This window comes from Palleronia caenipelagi (assembly GCF_007004065.1).
GTDB lineage: Bacteria > Pseudomonadota > Alphaproteobacteria > Rhodobacterales > Rhodobacteraceae > Palleronia > Palleronia caenipelagi.
Genome location: NZ_VFSV01000050.1, coordinates 1 through 19,442 on the forward strand (window position 1 = coordinate 1; position 19,442 = coordinate 19,442).

At 62.6% G+C, this 19,442-nt stretch carries 19 protein-coding genes, 1 tRNA gene and 1 pseudogene; 3 read left to right on the forward strand and 18 right to left on the reverse strand.

Translation table 11 applies throughout. The annotated features are described in order from the left end of the window. A partial coding sequence (locus FEV53_RS17170; RefSeq protein ID WP_142835984.1) for an integrase core domain-containing protein occupies positions 1-299 on the forward strand: 299 nt, incomplete at its 5' end. Positions 300-419: 120 nt separating this feature from the next. After that, positions 420-1,397, forward strand: a complete 978-nt coding sequence (locus FEV53_RS17175) for a glutathione S-transferase family protein (RefSeq protein WP_142835985.1) — start codon at positions 420-422, stop codon at positions 1,395-1,397. Positions 1,398-1,411: 14 nt separating this feature from the next. Here FEV53_RS17175 and FEV53_RS17180 read toward each other — a convergent pair whose 3' ends face one another. From FEV53_RS17180 to FEV53_RS17255, 17 genes are all read right to left on the reverse strand, one after another. After that, positions 1,412-2,785 carry an aspartate aminotransferase family protein gene (locus FEV53_RS17180; RefSeq protein ID WP_142835986.1) on the reverse strand — a complete coding sequence of 458 codons (1,374 nt, stop codon included), beginning with the start codon at positions 2,783-2,785 and terminating at the stop codon, positions 1,412-1,414. Positions 2,786-2,815: 30 nt separating this feature from the next. Then, positions 2,816-3,808 carry a N(2)-acetyl-L-2,4-diaminobutanoate deacetylase DoeB gene (gene doeB, locus FEV53_RS17185; protein WP_142835987.1) on the reverse strand — a complete coding sequence of 331 codons (993 nt, stop codon included), beginning with the start codon at positions 3,806-3,808 and terminating at the stop codon, positions 2,816-2,818. Beyond that, positions 3,805-4,995, reverse strand: a complete 1,191-nt coding sequence (doeA, locus tag FEV53_RS17190; RefSeq protein ID WP_142835988.1) for an ectoine hydrolase DoeA — start codon at positions 4,993-4,995, stop codon at positions 3,805-3,807. The genes doeB and doeA overlap by 4 nt, the downstream gene beginning before the upstream one ends. A 119-nt stretch (positions 4,996-5,114) precedes the next feature. Next, entirely contained in the window at positions 5,115-5,684 is a 570-nt protein-coding gene (locus tag FEV53_RS17195; RefSeq protein ID WP_142835989.1) for a hypothetical protein, read from the reverse strand. Continuing rightward, on the reverse strand, positions 5,681-7,915 hold the full coding sequence (locus FEV53_RS17200) for a xanthine dehydrogenase family protein molybdopterin-binding subunit (protein WP_142835990.1): 2,235 nt from the start codon (positions 7,913-7,915) through the stop codon (positions 5,681-5,683). Before FEV53_RS17200 ends, FEV53_RS17195 begins: the two co-directional genes overlap by 4 nt. Before the next feature lie 3 nt (positions 7,916-7,918). Then, the gene (locus FEV53_RS17205) at positions 7,919-8,380 is read right to left on the reverse strand and encodes a (2Fe-2S)-binding protein (RefSeq protein WP_142835991.1); all 462 of its coding nucleotides are present in this window, start codon (positions 8,378-8,380) and stop codon (positions 7,919-7,921) included. A 151-nt stretch (positions 8,381-8,531) separates the two neighbouring features. Next, positions 8,532-9,815 (reverse strand): TRAP transporter large permease, encoded by a 1,284-nt coding sequence (locus FEV53_RS17210; RefSeq protein ID WP_142835992.1) that lies wholly within the window; start codon positions 9,813-9,815, stop codon positions 8,532-8,534. Then, the gene (locus FEV53_RS17215; protein ID WP_246100882.1) at positions 9,815-10,327 is read right to left on the reverse strand and encodes a TRAP transporter small permease subunit; all 513 of its coding nucleotides are present in this window, start codon (positions 10,325-10,327) and stop codon (positions 9,815-9,817) included. The genes FEV53_RS17210 and FEV53_RS17215 overlap by 1 nt, the downstream gene beginning before the upstream one ends. A 56-nt stretch (positions 10,328-10,383) precedes the next feature. Further along, positions 10,384-11,418: a TRAP transporter substrate-binding protein gene (locus FEV53_RS17220; protein WP_142835994.1), complete on the reverse strand. Its 1,035-nt coding sequence runs from the start codon at positions 11,416-11,418 to the stop codon at positions 10,384-10,386. A 44-nt stretch (positions 11,419-11,462) separates the two neighbouring features. Beyond that, on the reverse strand, positions 11,463-12,284 hold the full coding sequence (locus FEV53_RS17225) for a putative hydro-lyase (RefSeq protein ID WP_142835995.1): 822 nt from the start codon (positions 12,282-12,284) through the stop codon (positions 11,463-11,465). Positions 12,285-12,363: 79 nt separating this feature from the next. Beyond that, positions 12,364-13,260: a LysR family transcriptional regulator gene (locus FEV53_RS17230; RefSeq protein WP_185962287.1), complete on the reverse strand. Its 897-nt coding sequence runs from the start codon at positions 13,258-13,260 to the stop codon at positions 12,364-12,366. Positions 13,261-13,293: 33 nt separating this feature from the next. Continuing rightward, a complete protein-coding gene (locus FEV53_RS21000; protein WP_185962288.1) occupies positions 13,294-13,449 on the reverse strand; it encodes a hypothetical protein in 156 nt (51 codons plus the stop codon). Then, positions 13,446-14,828 (reverse strand): amidase, encoded by a 1,383-nt coding sequence (locus FEV53_RS17235; protein ID WP_142835996.1) that lies wholly within the window; start codon positions 14,826-14,828, stop codon positions 13,446-13,448. Before FEV53_RS17235 ends, FEV53_RS21000 begins: the two co-directional genes overlap by 4 nt. Further along, a complete protein-coding gene (locus FEV53_RS17240) occupies positions 14,818-16,236 on the reverse strand; it encodes a TRAP transporter large permease (RefSeq protein ID WP_142835997.1) in 1,419 nt (472 codons plus the stop codon). The genes FEV53_RS17235 and FEV53_RS17240 overlap by 11 nt, the downstream gene beginning before the upstream one ends. Beyond that, entirely contained in the window at positions 16,233-16,817 is a 585-nt protein-coding gene (locus FEV53_RS17245; RefSeq protein ID WP_142835998.1) for a TRAP transporter small permease subunit, read from the reverse strand. Before FEV53_RS17245 ends, FEV53_RS17240 begins: the two co-directional genes overlap by 4 nt. Before the next feature lie 72 nt (positions 16,818-16,889). Further along, a complete protein-coding gene (locus FEV53_RS17250; protein WP_142835999.1) occupies positions 16,890-18,020 on the reverse strand; it encodes a TRAP transporter substrate-binding protein in 1,131 nt (376 codons plus the stop codon). 145 nt (positions 18,021-18,165) lie between these two features. Next, positions 18,166-18,606 carry a GNAT family N-acetyltransferase gene (locus FEV53_RS17255; protein ID WP_185962289.1) on the reverse strand — a complete coding sequence of 147 codons (441 nt, stop codon included), beginning with the start codon at positions 18,604-18,606 and terminating at the stop codon, positions 18,166-18,168. 263 nt (positions 18,607-18,869) lie between these two features. Between FEV53_RS17255 and FEV53_RS17260 the strand changes: the two genes are divergently transcribed. After that, positions 18,870-18,959: transfer RNA gene (locus FEV53_RS17260), tRNA-Ser, on the forward strand. A gap of 99 nt (positions 18,960-19,058) precedes the next feature. On the opposite strand, the pseudogene FEV53_RS17265 reads toward FEV53_RS17260, so the two are convergent. Next, positions 19,059-19,442 (reverse strand): annotated as a pseudogene (locus tag FEV53_RS17265) (tyrosine-type recombinase/integrase); the annotation flags it as partial.

The following is a 19,442-nucleotide window of genomic DNA, read 5'->3' on the forward strand; positions in this document are numbered from 1 at the left end:
TCTGTGAGGCAAATGAGATCGAACATCGGCTCACTAAGCCGAACCATCCGTGGACCAATGGCCAGGTCGAACGAATGAACCGCACCATCAAGGAGGCGACGGTCAAACGCTTCCACTACGAAAATCACGACCAGTTGCGAACACACCTTGCCGACTTCATGGCAGCCTACAACTTCGCCCGCAGGCTCAAGACCCTCAGCGGGCTGACGCCTTACGAATACATCTGCAAGATCTGGACTTCAGAGCCAGATCGATTCATCCTAAATCCGATCCACCAAATGCCGGGACTGAACAACTAGAGCACTTGGGACAAAACCGAAATGAAAAAGGAACTGCACGCCTTTCAGCGATGACCTGATCCTGCTACGGCCCACCGGAGCATAAATGACCGCGCTTGGCGGCATCTTCGGGAGACGGACATGGGCCTTTTGCAGGATGGGAAGTGGGTCGATCGCTGGCATGACACCAAATCAACTGGCGGGCATTTCAAGCGAAAACCCTCTCAGTTCCGCAACTGGGTGACGGCGGATGGCGCGCCCGGACCGACTGGCACAGGAGGCTTCAAGGCCGAACCGGGACGTTACCATCTGTACGTGTCGCTCGCCTGCCCCTGGGCGCACCGGACGCTGATCTTTCGGGTCCTGAAAGGGCTCGAAGAGATTGTCAGTCTGTCAGTTGTCCACTGGCACATGGCCGAGAACGGCTGGACCTTCGCCGATGGGGATGGCGTGATCCCGGATCCGATCCTCGGGGCGGAGTTCATGCATCAGATCTACACCGCAGCCGATCCCCATTATTCCGGTCGTGTGACAGTGCCGGTGCTCTGGGATAAAAAAACGGGAACCATCGTCTCCAACGAATCCGCCGAGATCATCCGGATGTTCAATTCGGCTTTTGACGGGGTCGGCGCGACACCGGGCGATTTTTATCCTCCCGAGCTCCGGGCCGAAATCAACGCGATCAACACCTGCAGCTATTCCAATATCAACAACGGAGTGTACAAGGCTGGCTTTGCCACCACGCAAACCGCTTATGAGGAGGCCGTGACGGCGCTATTCGACATCTTCGAATGGTACGAAAATCGTCTCTCGCAGTCCCGCTACCTCATCGGCGATACGCTGACCGAAGCAGACTGGCGACTCTGGACCACGCTGGTGCGGTTCGACCCGGTCTATTTTGGCCACTTCAAGTGCAACCTGCGCCGGATCGCCGATTATCCGAACCTATCCAATTACCTGCGCGACCTCTACCAGCATCCTGGGATCGCCGCGACGGTGGATATGGACCACATCAAACGGCACTATTACGGCAGTCATGAAACGATAAACCCCACCGGTATTATCCCGGTGGGACCTGTTCTGGATTACGACGCGCCCCATAACCGCGACCGGTTCTGAAGCGCGTTATTGGCTCACCCCAGCACGGCCTCCACGGCCCGCACGGTGCCGGCGACGATACGGTCCGCTTCCTCCCGAGACAGGCAGAAGGGCGGCGCAAAGCCGAGGATATCGCCCTGCGGCATTGCGCGGGCGATGATCTGGTCCTGCTCCAGAAGCTTTGCCGCGATTTGCGGTCCGACCTTGTCGCCCGCGTCGAAAAAGACCCGGTCATCGCGGTCTTTGACGAACTCCACGGCACAGAGCATCCCCTCGCCCCGCACCTCGCCCACATGGGGGTGAGCCGCCAGCGCCTCGGTCATGGTACGGTTGAGATAAGCGCCGGTCTCGCCCGCGTTCGGCACAAGGTTCAATGTGTCGATCAACTGAAGATTGGCGACGCCCGCCGCCGCGCCGATGGGATGGGCAGAATAGGTCCAGCCATGGCCGATGGGGCCGTTCTCATCAGTCCCCTGCTCCAGCACCTTCCACATCTTTTCTGAGACAATCGACCCCGACAGCGGCGCATAGGCGGAGGTCAGGCCCTTGGCGATGGTGATCAGATCCGGCTTCAGCCCGTAATGCTCCGAGCCAAACATGGTGCCCAGACGGCCAAACCCGGTGACGACCTCGTCGGCGATCAGCAGGATGTCGTGCCGCGCAAGCACCTCCTGAATCGCCGCCCAATAACCGGCGGGCGGCGGCACGATCCCGCCCGTCCCGAGCACCGGTTCGCCGATGAACGCCGCAATCGTGTCCGCGCCCTCGCGCTCGATCAACGCCTCCAGTTCAGCCACACAATGGGCAGTGAAGGCCGCCTCGCTCTGGCCGCGATCCGCGCGCCGGAAGTAATAGGGCGCCTCGGTGTGGATCACCTGCGCCAGCGGCAGGTCAAACTTCTTGTGGAACAGCTCCAACCCCGTCAGGGAGCCTGTCATCAACCCCGAGCCGTGATAGCCGCGCCAGCGGGAGATGATCTTCTTCTTCTCCGGCAGGCCCCTGATGTTGTTGTAGTACCAGATGAGCTTGATGTTCGTCTCATTGGCATCGGAGCCGGACAAGCCGAAATAGACCTTCGACATGTGATCCGGCGCGCGGTCGAGCACCATTTTCGAGAGGGTGATCGCGGCCTCAGTCCCGTGGCCCACGTAGGCGTGGTAATAGGCCAGCTCGCGGGCCTGTTCGGCAATCGCCTCGGCGATTTCGCTCCGCCCGTAGCCGACGTTGACGCAGTAGAGACCCGCAAAGGCGTCCAGCAGCCGCGTTCCATCCCGGTCCTCGATATGGCAACCGCTACCGGTGCGCACCACGCGGGTCGGGCTCTCACCGCGCGCGTGCTGCGCCAGATGGGTCGAGGGGTGGAAGAAATTCTCCCGATCCCACTGATCGAGCTGGTCGTTTCTCAGCATGGCTGTCTCCTCCTGCGCCCGGCGGGCATTTCAGTCTTTTGGCACACCCAGCACCGCAATGCAGTCGCCCATCTGGATCAGCCCGGGAAAGTGCCGCCCGATGAGCACACCATCCCGCTGCGCACGGTATTCCCCGGGCGCGATGCCGGTCCGGTCGGCCGGCCAGACCCGCGCCACGAGATCGCCCGCGCGGACCTCGGCTCCGAGATCCACCATGGGCTCATGCAGGCCCTCCGCCGCGCTGAAAAGGTAGCAGTCATCATCCGGCATAGTGAGCGTAACAGTCGGCCGGGTCTCGATTTTGCCGCGCAAAATCGCCGCGTGGATGAGAACGTTGCGCAAACCTCGCTTGGCAATCGCGTTGCTCAACGCGGTGGAGCTTCGCCCCCCGCCCAGCTCCGTCGTCACCAGCGTCTTGCCCATCGCCTCGACCGCCGTGTCATACATGCCCACATTGTCGATCTCCAACAGCTCCACCGAGTAGGGCGCGTTGAAGGCCTCCGTCGCCTTAAAGCAGCGGTCCTGAGTGGATTTGTCATCGAGGATATGGGCCGCGGCGAAGGGCACGAAATCCAGCGTTCCTCCACCCGAATGGAAATCCACCGCAAGATCAGCCAAGGGCAGGAGCGTGGTCTGGAAATAATCGGCGATCTTCTCCGTCACAGTGCCATCGGGCCGCCCGGGGAATGCTCGATTGAGGTTTACGCGATCAATCGGCGAGGTCCGTGTGCCTGCCCGGAACGCCGGGTAGTTGAAGGCAGGGACAATGATAAGCCGCCCGGTGACGTCCTCGGGCCGCGTCGTCAGTGCCAGCTCTTGGAGGGCAATTGGTCCCTCATACTCGTCCCCGTGATTGGCGCCGGTCAGGAGAGCCGTGGGGCCGTCGCCGTTTTTGATCACCGTCAGCGGGATCATCACCGACCCCCACGCGCTGTCATCCCGGCTATAGGGCAGCCGCAGGTGCCCGTGATGGACCCCGTCGCGGTCGAGCGGAATGGTCGGTGTGATCGGGTTCCGGGTCATCCGTCCTTGACCACCAGCTTGCGCGGGACGTTGGACAGGCATTCGGGCCCGTTCGCTCCGATGCGGATGCTCTCGGTGATTTCAAACCCCCAGTCATCCATCCACAGACCGGTCATGAAGTGGAAGGTCATATTCTCCTCCAGCACCGTTTTATCACCGGGGCGCAGGGACATGGTGCGCTCGCCCCAGTCGGGCGGATAGCTGAGGCCGATCGGATAGCCCGTGCGGTTGTCCTTTTCGATGCCGTGGCGCTTCAGCACGCGGAAGAAGGCATGAGCAATGTCCTCGCAGGTGTTCCCGGCCTTCGCCACCTCCAGCCCGGCCTCCATCCCCTCCAGCACCGCCGTCTCGGCATCGAGGAAGGTCTGCGTTGGCTTGCCCAGAAACACCGTGCGCGAGAGCGGGCAGTGGTAGTGATGGACGACGCCCGCCACCTCAAAGAACGTCCCCTCGCCCGATTTCATCGGCTGATCGTCCCATGTGAGATGTGGCGCACCCGCGTCAGGCCCCGACGGCAGCAAGGGCACGATGGCCGCGTAATCGCCGCCGTAGCCCAGATCGGCATCGTAGCGCAGTGATGCGTCGTAGATCTCGGCGACCAGATCGCATTTGCGGATCCCCGGTTCGACTTTGTCGAAGATGCGCTGCTGCATGCGCTCCACGATCCGCCCCGCCTGCCGCATATAGGTCAGCTCGGCCTCGGATTTCACCGCGCGCTGCCAGTTCACCAGCGCCGTGGCATCCTCGAACCGGGCGTCGGGCAGATTGCGTTGCAGGGAGGCAAAGGCGGCGGCGGTGAACCAGTAATTGTCCATCTCGACACCGATCCGCCCCCGACCCAGCCCCTGGTCAGTGAGCTGCGCCGAGAGGTAATCCATAGGATGGCGTTCGGTGGACTGCACGTAGTGGTCGGGATAGCCGATAATCCCAGCCTCGCCCATCCAGCAAGTCCGTCGCGCGCCATTGCCATCCTGACCGCGCCCGAACCAGACGGGCGGGCCATCGGGACCGACGATCACGCATTGATGCACGTAGAACGACCAGCCGTCATAGCCGGTGAGCCAGTTCATATTGCTCGGATCGGTGACGATCAGCAGATCGAGGCCCCGTCGCTCCATCTCGGCGCGGGTCCGCGCCAGCCGCGCGTCATACTCGGACCGGGAAAAATGCAGCTTTGGCTCGGTCATGGGCGGGACCCTTTCGTGGAAATCTTGTTGGTGCGGAGAATGTCCCACGCCCGCAAGCACTTACGAAAGAAGCGCCACCCAATGACCGCCCGGAAGCGACAGGGTGCAGCCTCCGAGCGTCACCCGGGACAAGGCATCCCGGCAGCCCCCCATTGACGGAGAAGCTCGGCCATCTCTTCGGGGCTGCCGGGCGCGGGCTCACGTCCACCGCCGGGATTAAAGCCCCAGTTGACGAACGCGCTCTCCTGCACGTGTTCGGCCAGCGCCTCCACATCGCGCCCGCCGTTCAGGTCCGGGTTGCTGAGCTGAACGCAGATCTCGGCGGAACTGCGCCCGAACCAAGCCATCTCGGGCGGCGGCAAGATCCACGTATCGGCCACTTGCGGCGCCATATGCGGGGCATCATTGGCGCCCTCTTCGCGGTAGGCGTGGCAAGTCCCGCAGGACAGGTATTCCGCGCCAATCCGGCTCTCACCCGCGTAGACGTTCATCCCGTGGGGACGAGTGGTGCCGTAGCTCGGACCGCTCCACATTGGTTGATCGCCCTCCACATGGCAATTGGCGCATCGGGGATGGGAGGCCGCGGCGGCGATGCTCTCCCACGCCGCGAGGCCGGCTTCGCGGGAGGCGGTCTCCTGCGCCAGAGCGGGAGACGCCAAGAGGGCGGCGAGGATCAGGGCGCGTCTCATGCGAACTCCACGAATTTGTTGAACGGCATCTCTCGCAGGCGGGTGCCCGTCGCGGCAAAGATCGCAGCAGCCAGCGCGGGCGCGGCAGGGGGCACCGGAGGTTCGCCCACACCAAGGACACGCGGCCCGTTCTCCAGACCCCGTACCTCGATCTCGGGGCACTGGTGGAGGCGCATCCCCTCATGGGCGTGGTAATTGCTTTGCTGCGCCACGCCGCCCTCATAGGTGATCTCGCAATTCATCGCGTGACCGAGGCCCCAGACAACCCCGCCCTGCACCTGATTTTCGAAATTTACGGGATCGAGGACACGGCCCACATCGGCGGCGACCCAGACCTTGTCGATGCGGATGCCCCGCTCGGTCTGGCTGACCTCGACCACCTCGGCACAAGACACACCGAAGCTCGTGGTCTGGGCGATCCCCCGCCCCTTACCATCGCCAAGGACGCCGGACCACGAGGACATCTCGCCCACAGCCTCCAGCACCTTCCGCGTCACATCGTCGTTGCAGAGGCGCAGACGCTCCTCCAGCGGATCGGCCCCGGCGGCATGGATCAACTCATCCAGCGCCGCATTCTGAAAGAACCCGCCATAGCTCGCCCCGACCGAACGCCAGGACGACACCGGCGCCAGCTCCGGCGCGCGATAGGCTGTGACGCGGAAATGGGGGATCGCTAGAGGCGCGTTCCACGCTCCTGCGGGGATCTGGCTGTCGGGACCCGGCACGCTCTGCCCCTGCCGCGCCATCTGAGACGCGGTCACCGAAGGCGCGGCAATGTCGAGATCCAACGCCTCGACCTGCCCGCCCGCAACCTTACCCCGCAGCCTCGCCATGGCGATGTGGCGGGGGAAGTCGTGGAGCATGTCCTCTTCGCGCGAATAGGTCAGCTTGACCGGCGTCCCCTTCATCTGGACGGCGATTTCGGCAGCACGTTTCACTACCTCATCCTCCAGACGGTGGCCGAAAGAGCCGCCTGTCATCAGCGCATGGACCACCACATCGTCGGGCTCGATCCCGACGATCTTCGCCACATTGTTCTGGATGAAACGCGGGATCTGTGTCCCGGTCCAGACCTCGGCGCCGGTGTCGGTGACGCGCATGATGGCCGAGATCGGCTCGAGCGGCGCATGAGCCACATAGGGCGCGCGATATTCGGCGGTCAGCACCTCGCCCCCGGCCAGCGCTGCCTCCATGTCCCCGTCGTCGCGCTTGCGACTGTCCTGCCGATCCTCGGTAAAGCTCTCACCCAAGACCTGCCAATGGCCCGCCATCGTGTCCGGCATGGGTGCGGGCGTCCAGTTGGCCTGCACCTTGCGGGCGGCCTGCATGGCGCGCCAGGTGTTGTCGGCGATCACCGCAACCCCGCCGGTCACCGGCAGCACATCGCGTACGCCGCGCATGGATTTCGCCTCGGTGGCGTCAAAGCCGTCGATCCCCCCACCCTGCGCCGGGTTAAGGAAGATCGCGGCGTGGACCATGCCCTCGACCACCGCGTCGATGCCGTAATCCTGCGTGCCGGTGCATTTAGCGACCATGTCCAAACGCTCTACCGGCTGACCGAGATAGCGCCACTGGGACGGATCGCGCAGGGCCACATCGGCGATGGGCTCCTTGCCCGCCACCAGATCCACAAGCTCTGTATAGGGGCGGCGGGTGCCGTCAGGCAAAATCACCGCGCCGCTTTCAGTCCCCAGATCTGCGCGTGCGACCCCGGTGTCATCAGCAACGGCCTGTTTCAGCGTCTCCCGGGCAGAAGCGGCGGCGGCGCGGAGTTTCTCATAGCCGTCAGGCACGGTACTCGATCCGCCCGTGACCTGCACACCGGCCAGCTTCAGCATCACACCGACCGCCGTCTCGGTCACGCTTTGCATCACGCCCGCGGCGGGGATCATGAACTCTGCCGCCTCGGGGGCAAAGGCGGTGTTCCAATAGGCCGGAGCAGGAGGGCCGGGATCAATGCGCACCGCATCCAGATCCACGTCCAGCTCTTCGGCCAACAACATCGCCTGAACCGAATAGGCCCCCTGCCCCGAATCGGCACGCGGGGTGATCAGGGTCACGCCTTCCCCGTCGATGAAAACATAGGGCGTCATTGCCGCCTCTCCGGCACCCGCTTTGAGCGGATTTTCGTGCGGCCTGCGCACCTTGTAGACGCCAAAGGCGACGCCCCCGGCAATGGCAGCGGCGCCGACGAGGAAGGTCCGGCGGGCGATGGTTCCAACGCGACCCATGGCTCAGGCTCCCTGCATCTTGGCGGCGGCTGTGTGAATGGCGGCGCGGATGCGGATATAGGTGCCACAGCGGCAGAGATTGCCTGCCATGACGCGGTCGATCTCTTCGTCGCTGGGATCGGGGTTCAGCTCCAGAAGGCTCGCGGCCTGCATGATCTGGCCGGACTGACAGTAGCCACACTGGGCCACCTGATGCTCGATCCACGCCGCCTGCACCGCGTGGAGTGCGTCGGGCTGGCCAAGACCCTCGATGGTCGTGACCTCCGCCCCGTCCGCAGCCGATGCCGGGATCTGGCACGACCGCACCGCGACCCCGTCCATATGCACTGTGCAGGCCCCGCATTGCGCGATCCCGCAGCCATATTTCGGACCCGTGATCCCCAGCTCATCCCGCAATACCCAGAGGAGGGGCATATCCGCCTCCACATCGACCTCGTGGTCGGTTCCGTCTACGGTGAGTTTCATGGGGCCGCTCCGCCTGTTGGTTCTCAATGTTAACTAACTGTGGTCCGACCCTGTTCCAAGGAAATCGAACCCGTTGACGTGACTGCCCCCCTATCCCGAACGAAAACTGCCGGGCACAAGGCCCGGCAGTCTGACAGGGGTTTGACCCGACCTATTGCAGCGCAGCAGGCAGCCAGAGCGCGATCTGCGGGAAGGCGATCAGCGCCAGCACCATGACCATCATGGCGATCACATAGGGGATCGTGCCGAGCATGACTTCGCTGAGCGTCCCCGACTTGCGCGCGCCCTGCACCACGTAGAGGTTCAGGCCCACAGGCGGTGTGATCAGCGCCATTTCGATGAGCACGATCATCAGGATGCCGAACCAGATCACGTCATATCCCTGCGCCACGATCAGCGGAACGATGATCGGGATGGTGACAACCATCAGTGACAGGGTTTCGATGAAGAAGCCCAGCACGATGTAGATGCAAACCACGACCGCGATGGTCGCGAGCGGAGAGAGGCCCAGCCCGTCGAGGAACTCCGACAGTTCCCGCCCGATCCCCGCCGAGGCCAGCGTAAAGTTCAGGAAGGACGCGCCGATCACCACGAGCATGATCATCGAGGTGATCTTGACCGTCCCCACGACGCTCTCGGCGATCATGCTGACCGAGATCCCGCCAAAGATCGCGGCAATCACGATAGCGCCCGCGACGCCCACGGCGGCAGCTTCGGTGGGGGTCGCCCAGCCTTTATAGATCGTGCCGATGATGACGGTGAACAGCAGGATAATGGGGATGAGCTGGATCAGCGCCCGGAGCATCTCGCCGATGGGAAATACACGGCGGGTTCCGCCCAGTTCAGGACGGACGGCGCAGATCAGAACGGTGATCGCCATAAAGCCCAGCGCCAGCAGGATCCCCGGCAACAGACCGGCGAGGAAGAGCTGCGGGATCGAGGATTGGGTCAGGAACCCATACACGATCAGGTTGATCGAGGGCGGGATCATGATGCCCAGCGTGCCCCCGGCTGCGATGGCCCCGGAAAAGAGCTTGGGATCGTAGCCCAGCTTTTCCGCCTGCGGCATGGCCACGGTGGCGACGGTCGCGGCGGTGGCGACGGAGGAGCCGGAGGTGGCCGAAAACATGGTGGCGGTGGCGACGTTGGCGTGGACCAAGCCGCCCGGCAGCCAGCTCACCCAGCGGTCCAGTGCCGTATAGGTCCGGGTGGCGATGCCCGAGCGCACGAGGATTTCCCCCAGCAGCACGAAGAACGGGATCGCGATCAGCGTCGCATTGTTCGAGGTGGACCAGACGAGGTTGCCGAGGCCCTTCGTCAGGGGGAACGGGCTGAAGAAGGTGTCGACGCCAAAGCCCAGCAAAAACAGGACGATGCCGACGGGAATGGAGAGCGCGAGCAGGCCCAGAAGACCGACGGAGACGTAGGTGATCATCAGAGGTTCTCCGCTTCGCCGAAGGCGCCGATGGCCGCTTCGCTTTGTTCGAACTCACCGCGGGCAATCAGCAGGATTGCCGCGACGAGGGTCAGCCACGCCACGATGGCGAACCACGCCCAGCCGATGAACCATGGCACCTGAACCAGCGCCAGCGGCGTCTCAAGCGGCGTGTTGGCGCGACTGTCATTGGCCAGCGAGCGTGCCACCACCGGCCAGCACCGGATGGCGATGAGCGTAATCGTGGCCGACAGGACGGTCATGGAAAACAGGTCGAAGAGGCTCCGCCCCAGTTGGCCCGCCCTGCCGCGCAGGATGTCAATCCTTACGTGGCTGAGCTCCAGCAGGGCGAAACCCATGCCCCAAGAGGTCACAATGGCCATCACATAGCCACTGATCTCGTCGGTGCCGCCCAGAGAGGACCCGAGCTTTCTGAGAATGATATCAGCCAGCACAAAGGCGGCGCAGGCCAGCAGGATGACACCGATCATCATCGCGACGATCCTGTTCATACATCTCAGGCGTTCTAGCAAGGCATTTGCCATAACTCAGGTCCTCTCGTCGCGGATCAGTTGGCGGAGACGGTCACACCGACCACCTTGCCGACGGAGTCGTTCCAGCGGGCGGTCCACTCTTCGCCGGCGCGCTCGGCCCATTCGGGCAGCACTTCGGATTCAAGAATGCCGCGCGCCTTATCGAAATCCGCCTGGCTGACCTCAACCAGCGTCATCGAGCGGGCCTCGCCGGACGCGCACTCGCCGGTGCCGGTCAGGCAAGCGATGTCATTATCCAGCGCACCCTGCGCAGACGCCCATGCGGGGTCCTCAAAGCCGGAGGTGATCTGCTCCTGAATCAGCGTCTGCATGTCCTCGGACAGGCTGTTCCACTTGTCGAGGTTCATGGCGGTCACGACCGAGTCCCAGCCACCCAGCGGGATCGGCAGCAGATGGGTGGAGACTTCCCACCATCCCGCGCTATAGCCGGAGCCTGCGCCGGTCACGGCACAATCCACGACGCCCTTTTGCAGCGCGCCCGGCACTTCGGCAAAGCTGACATTCACACCCTCGGCGCCCAGCGCTTCGAGGAACTTGGCGGTCATCCGGCCAGAGGCGCGGACCTTCAGGCCCTGCAGATCGTCCAGGCTGCTGATCTCGTGGTTACAGAAAACAACCTGCGGCGGGTACGGCGCGATGGCCAGCACATGGCTGTTAAAGCGGTCGTGGAAGATATCCGTGACCATCGGACGGGCAGCATCAACCATAGCGCGGGCCTCATCGGCGGTCATGGCGATAAGCGGCACATCGAGACCTTCAAGTTCCGGCGCATCGGCCACGGCGTAGTCGGCCACGGTCATGCCCACGTCATACACCCCATCACCCAGCAGGCGGTACACATCACCAACGCCCAAATTCATCTGGTTGTGGGTGGTCAGGTTGACATTGATCTCGCCATTCGACGCGGCGGGCAACGTCTCGGTCCAGAACGGCGCCTCATATTCGTTATGCAGCGGCAGGCTCGACCAGCTGCCGACCACCGAGAGATCCTCGGCCAGCGCGGGCGAGGCGATCAGTGCGGCGGTCATCATAAGAACCGACTTATTCATGGTTTTCTCCTTGTTGGTAAGTTGGCTATTCGTTGATTCTTGTGTCACGTGCTGGGACGCAAAACAGGGTTCTCCGCATCTTGTGGAACGTCTGTCACCAGCATATGGCCGGGCTTATGGGTGATGCAGAGCGGCGCTTTGGCCGCTTCCAGCGCCACTTGCGGTGTCACGCCGCAGGCCCAGAACACCGGCACCGATCCCTCTGGCACCGGGGCGGGATCGCCCCAGTCCGGGCGGGTCACATCAGCGACCCCGATCTCAGCGGGGTCTCCAATATGGATGGGCGCGCCGTGCGCCAGCGGAAATTTGCGGGAAATCTCGACGGCAAGATCCACCTGATCCTCGGGGATCGCCCGCATGGAGACCACCAGCGGCCCCTCAAACGGCCCTGCAGGCACGGTGAGAATATTGGTGCGGAACATCGGCACCGTGGTGTTATTGTCGATATGCCAGAGCTGGATTCCGGCCGCGATGGCCGCGTGCTCGAAGGTGAACGAACAGCCGAGAGCAAAGCTCACCAGATCGTCGCGCCAAAGATCGGAGATATCCATGGTCTCTGCAGACAGCTTTCCGTCGCGATAGATGTTATAGGCGGGCACATCGGTGCGAATATCGATATCGCGCCCCAGGGTCCGCATCATCGCATCACCAGTGTCCGACACACCAACCAGCGGGCAGGGCTTGGGATTGCGCTGACAAAACCGCATGAAGTCGAGCGCATAATCTTGCGGCAGAATCACCAGGTTGGCTTGCAGCATGCCCGCGCCCAGCCCGGCGGTGTGCCCGGTGTAGGACCCCTCGCGGATCACCAGACGCAGATCACCCACCGATTGGTGCCGCAAGTTCTGAAAGACTGTCTGATCCATGATATGCTCTCCCTCAAATCACTATCGAGCGGACCCGGCATAAACACAAATCAAAAAATCAACAGGTTTGCCATTACTATTATTTATGACAATGGAAAGCTCTGGCGATTTCTAAAGCGAGTCCGGCCGCCGTCTCGACGAGATGACTGCGGGGCTCGGCCACGTAAGATGCCGTGAATTTCAGAGGGTTAGGCGTCCATCCGGGGTTGAACTCCACGATCTTCCCAGCCGCAACAAACGGCGCCCCCATGAGCCGGGGCAACGCTGCGACCCCAAGCCCCGCCTCCACCAGCCGAAAACAAGCGGATAGCGACGAGGACGGAAACAGCGCCACATCGGGCCCGATTCTTTCCAGAAGTGTCGTTTTCAGTTCTCTGAATGGCTTTGTATTGCGGGCGTATGTGATCACGGGCAGCCGCAAAGCCTCAGCGTCGGCGCGCCGAGAGAGATCCGGATCGTTCGGCCTGTACCACGCGAGGTCAAAATCCGGCAGGTCGATATTGTTCACCGAAAAATCAGAGATCGGTCCCAGCAGGATCGCCAGATCGATTTCGCGATTCAGGAGGTCCTCCCGCAAGTTCAGGGAGATATCCACGTTGATCTCAACCAAGAGACCGGGAAAGCTCTTATGAAGCGCCGTGACGAACTCCGGCAGCCAGCACTGGGCGATGGTCTCGGAAACCCCGAGCCGCAAATGCCCCTCGATGCCGTCGGGCTCCATCACTTCTGCTGCGATCCGTTCGGAGAGATGCTCAATCTGCTCCGCGTAGCGCACCAGAAGACCGCCGCGTTTTGTCAACGCAATGCCCGTGGACCGCCGCTCAAACAGTTGCGCCCCGAGGGTGGCTTCGAGATTGCGGATCCGGGTGGTGACGGCGGGCTGAGTCAGGCTGAGGGCCTGCGCAGCCCTCGAGATGCTGCCCAGCCGTACGACCGTCAGAAAGGCGGTCAGCTGATCGAGGTTCAGGCGCGCCAAGGCTCAGGTGCGCCGAACCGACGGCACCGCGCCTCAGCCATTCTTACTTGATGTGGCAAAGTCATAGGCGACCAGCGCGATGGTAATGAGGATCACTATCACCAGATCGGGACTTGGCACCTTGATCGCAAGGATGGCGAGGAATGCGGTGAAAATCGCAAAGGCAAAGAGCGCCAGAACGCGGTTCATGAAGTCCCTCCTGTGGTGGCTTCGGCGTCAGCCCAATCTGTCAGCCAGCGGGCGGCAGAGATGAGGCGGGCGTCCTGATGACGCGCGCCCACGAGTTGCACCCCCATGGGCAGACCGTTTTCGGCGGTCAGTAGCGGCAGCGTCACGCAGGGCGCGCCACAATAGGTCCAGAGCCCGTTGAAGATCGCATCGCCCGTGGAGCCCAATCCTTCGGGTGCCGGTCCGGGCGCAGCGGGGCAGAGGATTGCAGTGGCGCGGGTGAGGATTTCTTCGACGCCTGCCGACAGAACATCCCGGAGGGCCAGGGCCGAAAGATAGTCTCGGGCAGGTACGGCATTCCCTGAGCCGATGCTCGCCCGGGTGACGTCGGCCAATTGCTCTCCGCCGCGCTTGGCGTAGGGAAAATAGTGATAGGCCATTTCGGCCTCATTGATAAGCTGGCGCCGGGGGGCAGCTTCGTCGAAAATCGCGGGCAGCTCGACCTCAAACACCCGGTCACCGAGCCGCTCGGTCAGCTCTCCAAAAGCGGCATGGAGATCGGGGTGCGCGTCGTCCCAGCCCGGGGGCTTGACGAAGGCGAAGATCGGTTTCAGCCGAGGCTCCGCGCTGGCGGGCGTGACGAGGTCGGGAACCGGATCGGGTCCCGTCGCGGGGTCATCGGCATCGTACCCCATAAGCACCTGCGCCAGCAGAGCCGCGCCGCCGGTATCGGCGGCAAAGACACCCACCGTATCGAGACTGGGCGACTGGGTCAGGACGCCCCGGCGCGAGATGGCGCCGAAGGTCGGCTTGTAGCCAGTCACACCGCAGAAGGAAGCAGGGCGGATCACCGATCCGCCAGTCTGGGTGCCCACGGCCAGAGGGACCATCCCATCCGCCACCGCCGCCGCCGAGCCCTGGGACGAGCCGCCGGGCGTGTGCGCCGGGTTGTGGGGGTTCCGCGTCGCGCCGGGGTGCATGAAGGCGAGTTCAGTGGTGACCGTCTTGCCCATGAGAATTGCGCCCGCAGCCCTGAGCCGCTCGGTGATGGCCGCATCCCGCAGCGGCACCCGACCTGCGTCGAGCATGGTCCCGTTCTCTGTGGGAATGCGGGCGGTGTCGATGACATCCTTTAACCCCACCGGCAGCCCATGCAACGGGCCGATGGGGCGCCCGGACCGACGATGCCGGTCGAGGGCGCGGGCCTGCTCCCAAACGAAATCCGGGTCGAACCAGGCCCAGGCCCTGATCTCCGGCTCCCGCGCTTCGATCCGGGCGATGTATTGCCCGACCAGATCTTCGGCACTGAGCGCGCCACTGGCCAGCCGGTCGCGCAGCTCCAGCACACCAACCGGACGAACAGGCCGTCCGGTCTCGGCTCTGAGAGCCTCAGTTCCCATAGAACACCTCGGGGAGGTAGAAGACGATCTGCGGGAAAACGTACATCAGGACCATGGCGACCAGCACGCAGAACAGGAACGGCATGACGCCGGCAAAGATCTGCGTCAGACGGACTTCTGGCGGAGCGATGCCCTTGAGGTAATAGGCCGACATCGCCATGGGCGGTGTCAGGAAGCTCGTCTGCAAGTTCAGCGCCACGAGAATACCGAAGAACAACGGGTCGATGTTGAACACCGCGAGGAGCGGCAGGAAGATCGGCACGAAGATGATGATGATCTCCGACCATTCCAGCGGCCAGCCCAGCAGGAAGATGATCAGCTGGGCGAGGATCAGGAACATGAGCGGCGAGAGGTCGAGGCTCTGGACGAACTCGGAAATCAGGTGTTCGCCGCCGAGATAGGAGAACACCGCCGAGAAGGTGTAGGAGCCCACGAAGAGCCAGCAGACCATCGCCGTGGTGCGCACGGTGAGATAGACGCTTTCGCGCAGACGCTGCCAGCTCATGGCCCGGTAGACCACAGCGAGGAACATACCGCCCAGCGCGCCGATGGAGGCCGCTTCGGTCGGGGTCGCGAGGCCGAAGAGGATCGAACCCAGAACCGCGAGGATCAGGAAGGCCAGCGGCACGAAGGAGGTCACGATCAGCCACAGGAGCTGGCCCATGGGCATGTCGGGGACTTCGTCCTTGGACGGCCGTGGGGCTGCAGAGGGTTGCAGGATCGAGCGGCCGAGAATGTAGACGAGGTAGAGCCCCACCAGCGTCAGACCCGGCAGGAGCGCCGCCGCGTAGAGACGGACGATCGAGACGTTCGTGGCCGCCGCGTAGACGATCAGCATGATCGAGGGCGGGATCAGAATGCCCAGCGTGCCACCCGCACAGATAATGCCGGAAGCAAAGGAGGGGTCGTAACGCGCCTTGAGCATGGCGGGCAGCGCCAGGAGACCCATCAGCGTCACCACCGCGCCGACGATGCCGGTGGCCGTGGCAAAGAGCGCGCAGGTGATCAGCGCCGCGACGCCCATGGAGCCAGGGATGTTCTTGGACGCGATGTTGAGTGTGGTGAACAGGCGGTCCACGATGTTCGAGCGCTCTACGATGTAGCCCATGAAGAGGAACAGGGGCACGGCGGTCAGCACCTCGTTCGACATCACCGTGAATGTCTGATTCACGAAGAGATCGAATATTCGGTTATTGAAGAAACCGTCGATCCAGAGAGTAAACCTCTCCCAGTCTCCGGCGGTCTCGTCGAGCCGGTTAAAAGCCCGCCACATGCGGCCTTCGTCGTAGTAGGCGAAATAGCCAAAGCCGATGCCCATGGCCATGAGCGTGAAGGCGATGGGAAAGCCCAGAAACACAAAGACGATAAACAGCCCCAGCATCATCAGGGCGACCTGAGGATCGGTCATGGATTGTGCCCTTTCTCGGCTTCGTTGGCTTTGCGCATCAGGAGATCTTCGGTCTCGAACACGTCTTCGTTCGCTTCGACCCATTCATTCGTACGGATGGCGATGATACAGCGCGCGACCTGCGCGAGGCCCTGAATGAACAAGAGAATGCCCGCAGCGACCATCACGGTTTTGAACTGGTAGATCGGCACACCCGCCGGGCTGTTCACCGAAACTTCGCCGTAGCCCCAGGAGCGGGAGGCGTATTTCCAACCCGCAAGGATCAGCGCGGTCACCCCCGGGAAAAAGAAGATGATGTAAAGAACCAGATCGATTTTCGCCTGCGTGCGCGGTTGCCAGAGGCGGTAGAGAAAATCCCCCCGAACATGGCCGCCCCGGGACAGAGTATAGGCACCGCCCATCATGAACAGCGTCCCATACATGATGAAAGACACGTCCAGCGCCCAGGCGGTGGGGCTGTTCAGGACATAGCGGACGAAAACTTCGTAACCTGTGGCAAAGGACATCAGGATGATGAGCCAGGCGAAGGCCTTGCCAAACCACGCGGACAGATTGTCCGCGAATTCGATGAACCGGATCATGGAGACCTCATCAAAACCGAAGAAAGATCCCGGCGGCGGCACCGCCGGGATCGCTTATCGGAGCGGGGAGGCTCAGAGTTTGACCTTACCCGGGAAGTAGTGCTCGTAGGCGAGCCCGTAATCGGGCGCGTTCATCAGTTCGTAGTAGGACACGCGCTCGACCCAAGCACGCTGGCTGTCGAGACATTTCTTCATGAACTCGTCCTGCTCCAGTTCGGGGATCAGTTCGTCCCAGGCCTTGAGCTGGGCGTCGAGGATCTCGGTCGGCGTGCGGTGGACGCTGACCCCTGCCTCATTCTGCAGCCATTGCAGGTCGGCGGAGTAACGGTCCATGGCCTTCGCGGTGTTCGCAGTGGAGACCGCCTCGACCGAGTGACGCAGGATCGCCTGCAGATCGGGATCCAAATCTTCCATGAATGCTCTGGAGAACAGGAACTCGAAGCTTTCGGAAGCCTGATGGTAAGAGGACAGGTAGTAGTTCTTGGCCACGTCCTGCGCGCCGAAATCCTTGTCCGAAGACGGGTTGTTGAATTCGAACGCGTCGATCACGCCGCGCTCCATGGCGGGAACGATTTCGCCGCCGGGCAGCTGTGCCACGGACATGCCGAGCTTGGCCAGAAGGTCAGCAGCCAGACCCACGGTCCGGTACTTCAGGCCATCGACGTCAGCGACACCGTTCACCTCATTCTTGAACCAGCCAAAGGGCTGCGCAAACATCGGGAAGCCCAGGTAGCCTTCGACGTCGAGACCCATGATGTCCTGCGTCAGCTCGTCATAGAGCTCTTTACCGCCACCCGCGTAGAACCAGGACAACATCGTCGTGGCCGAGCCGCCGAACACCGGACCGGTGCCGAAGAGCGAGGCCGCTTTGTTCTTGCCGTACCAGTAGACGGGCACCGAGTGGGCCGCGTCGATCACGCCGTCGTTGACCGCGTCGAGCACTTGGAACGCCGCAACAACCGCACCGGCGGGCAGCACTTCGACCTTCAGTCGGCCACCGGACATGGCCTCAACCCGCTCGGCGTAATCGCGGGCGAATTCCTGCCAGATATTGGCGTCGTTCCACGAGGTCTGCATTTTTACCACGATGGGCGCCTGCGCCAGCACCGCCGGTGCGGCCAGCACCCCGCCCGTCGCAGCCGCGCCGCCAATCGCGGTCTTGGTCAAGAACGAACGGCGGTTGATCTTGTGATTGGTCGTCATCAATTTTCCTCCACTGGCAGCCGTACTTCTTCTGTCGAGTCTTCTTGGAGGCTGCGACCCGACGTTACGCAAGATCGCGGAAATAACAAGTTCTATCTTAAAAACCGAATATGTCCCAAAGGGTAGCGCTGGACGGCCGCGCCTCTCAAAGCCGTTTTTCCATGTAGATCCGGTCGAAGCCATACTCGGTGCGGCGAAATGTCTCCCGATACCCAGCCCGCACATAAAAGCGGATGGCGCCGGCAAACCGGGCATTGGTCAGCAGACTGACCCGACCATGCCCCCGTGCACGCGCGATCTGCTCTACCTCGGCCAAAAGCATTCGCCCGAGCCCCCCGCCCTGCGCCTGAGGCGTCACGGCAAAATTGTCGAGCCAAAGGCCCTCCCGGCGATCCGCCACAACCACAAGTCCCTCCGGCGGCTCCCCTTCGGTGATCCAGACCGACCCCGCCGCAATCCGCGCCGGGTAATCCTCATCCATCGGCATTGGCCTGCGCCCGATCAGCGGGACATACGGCGCGTAGGCCGCAGCTACGATGGACTGAACATTTGCCAAATCAGAGCTTTCCGCCTGCCTGAGTCGCATAACGACACCTCCCAACGCTCTGCGCAAAACATCCAACTTTTGGACCAGAGACAACTGTTCCAGTGAGAGGTCGCACGGGCATCGCATAGACAGTCTCACCAGGTCGCCTACACTCTCACTGGGACTGGCGTGTATCACATCCCAATATCCTCACGGAACAACGAGACGAAGCCTCTCCGATCGGACCGCTTATGGCTATGAAATACACCGCGACCGGAATTTCGCCTTGTGGTCCACACTGACAGCCGTTTATACGCGTCGTCGGAGACGTGGCCGAGTGGTCGAAGGCGCTCCCCTGCTAAGGGAGTAGGCGGGAAACCGTCTCGAGGGTTCGAATCCCTTCGTCTCCGCCATATCATCGGCCTATCTGTTTGATACTGCTGCAGAATCCGGTCGATAGCTCCAAGTGTTCCCACACATTGTGCCCGCTTGAAACGGTCGAATTGGCCTGATCACTCATCTAGACGTCCCGCTTCCGGTTCCCCGGTCACGATTGCGTGCTGGCGTTCGCGGGTGATCTGACCGTAGCTGCGCAGCGTGGTCAGAACGTCCGTGTGACCGAGGTTTTGAGAGACGGCGACCAGTTCCGCCGGGGTGGTACAGGTTTTCGCGGTGTGCCGGGCGTGCATGTGCCGGAAGGCATGGGGGCCGAAGGCTTGCAGACCAGCGGTCTTGAAGGCACCGTTGACGATCTTTCGGACGGGTTCGGAACTGCGCCATGGGCGGCGGGTGAAGCCTTCGGCGCAAAACCCGGTGCCGGGCTTGGCGCTGAGGGCGGTGGAGGGGAACAGCGGATCATCCGGGCCATAAAGCTCAACCTCGTCCAGATGGGTGAT

Coding starts and splice junctions, on each gene's coding strand:
- FEV53_RS17175 (WP_142835985.1), top strand. CDS start 420: ATGGGCCTTTTGCAGGATGGGAAGTGGGTCGATCGCTGGCATGACACC.
- FEV53_RS17245 (WP_142835998.1), bottom strand. CDS start 16,817: ATGATCCGGTTCATCGAATTCGCGGACAATCTGTCCGCGTGGTTTGGC.
- FEV53_RS17250 (WP_142835999.1), bottom strand. CDS start 18,020: ATGACGACCAATCACAAGATCAACCGCCGTTCGTTCTTGACCAAGACC.
- FEV53_RS17210 (WP_142835992.1), bottom strand. CDS start 9,815: ATGATCACCTACGTCTCCGTCGGTCTTCTGGGCCTGCTCGCGCTCTCC.
- FEV53_RS17240 (WP_142835997.1), bottom strand. CDS start 16,236: ATGACCGATCCTCAGGTCGCCCTGATGATGCTGGGGCTGTTTATCGTC.
- FEV53_RS17200 (WP_142835990.1), bottom strand. CDS start 7,915: ATGGGTCGCGTTGGAACCATCGCCCGCCGGACCTTCCTCGTCGGCGCC.
- FEV53_RS17255 (WP_185962289.1), bottom strand. CDS start 18,606: ATGCGACTCAGGCAGGCGGAAAGCTCTGATTTGGCAAATGTTCAGTCC.
- FEV53_RS17215 (WP_246100882.1), bottom strand. CDS start 10,327: ATGAACAGGATCGTCGCGATGATGATCGGTGTCATCCTGCTGGCCTGC.
- doeB (WP_142835987.1), bottom strand. CDS start 3,808: ATGACCCGGAACCCGATCACACCGACCATTCCGCTCGACCGCGACGGG.
- FEV53_RS21000 (WP_185962288.1), bottom strand. CDS start 13,449: ATGAACCGCGTTCTGGCGCTCTTTGCCTTTGCGATTTTCACCGCATTC.
- FEV53_RS17220 (WP_142835994.1), bottom strand. CDS start 11,418: ATGAATAAGTCGGTTCTTATGATGACCGCCGCACTGATCGCCTCGCCC.
- FEV53_RS17235 (WP_142835996.1), bottom strand. CDS start 14,828: ATGGGAACTGAGGCTCTCAGAGCCGAGACCGGACGGCCTGTTCGTCCG.
- doeA (WP_142835988.1), bottom strand. CDS start 4,995: ATGACCGAGCCAAAGCTGCATTTTTCCCGGTCCGAGTATGACGCGCGG.
- FEV53_RS17205 (WP_142835991.1), bottom strand. CDS start 8,380: ATGAAACTCACCGTAGACGGAACCGACCACGAGGTCGATGTGGAGGCG.
- FEV53_RS17180 (WP_142835986.1), bottom strand. CDS start 2,785: ATGCTGAGAAACGACCAGCTCGATCAGTGGGATCGGGAGAATTTCTTC.
- FEV53_RS17195 (WP_142835989.1), bottom strand. CDS start 5,684: ATGAGACGCGCCCTGATCCTCGCCGCCCTCTTGGCGTCTCCCGCTCTG.
- FEV53_RS17225 (WP_142835995.1), bottom strand. CDS start 12,284: ATGGATCAGACAGTCTTTCAGAACTTGCGGCACCAATCGGTGGGTGAT.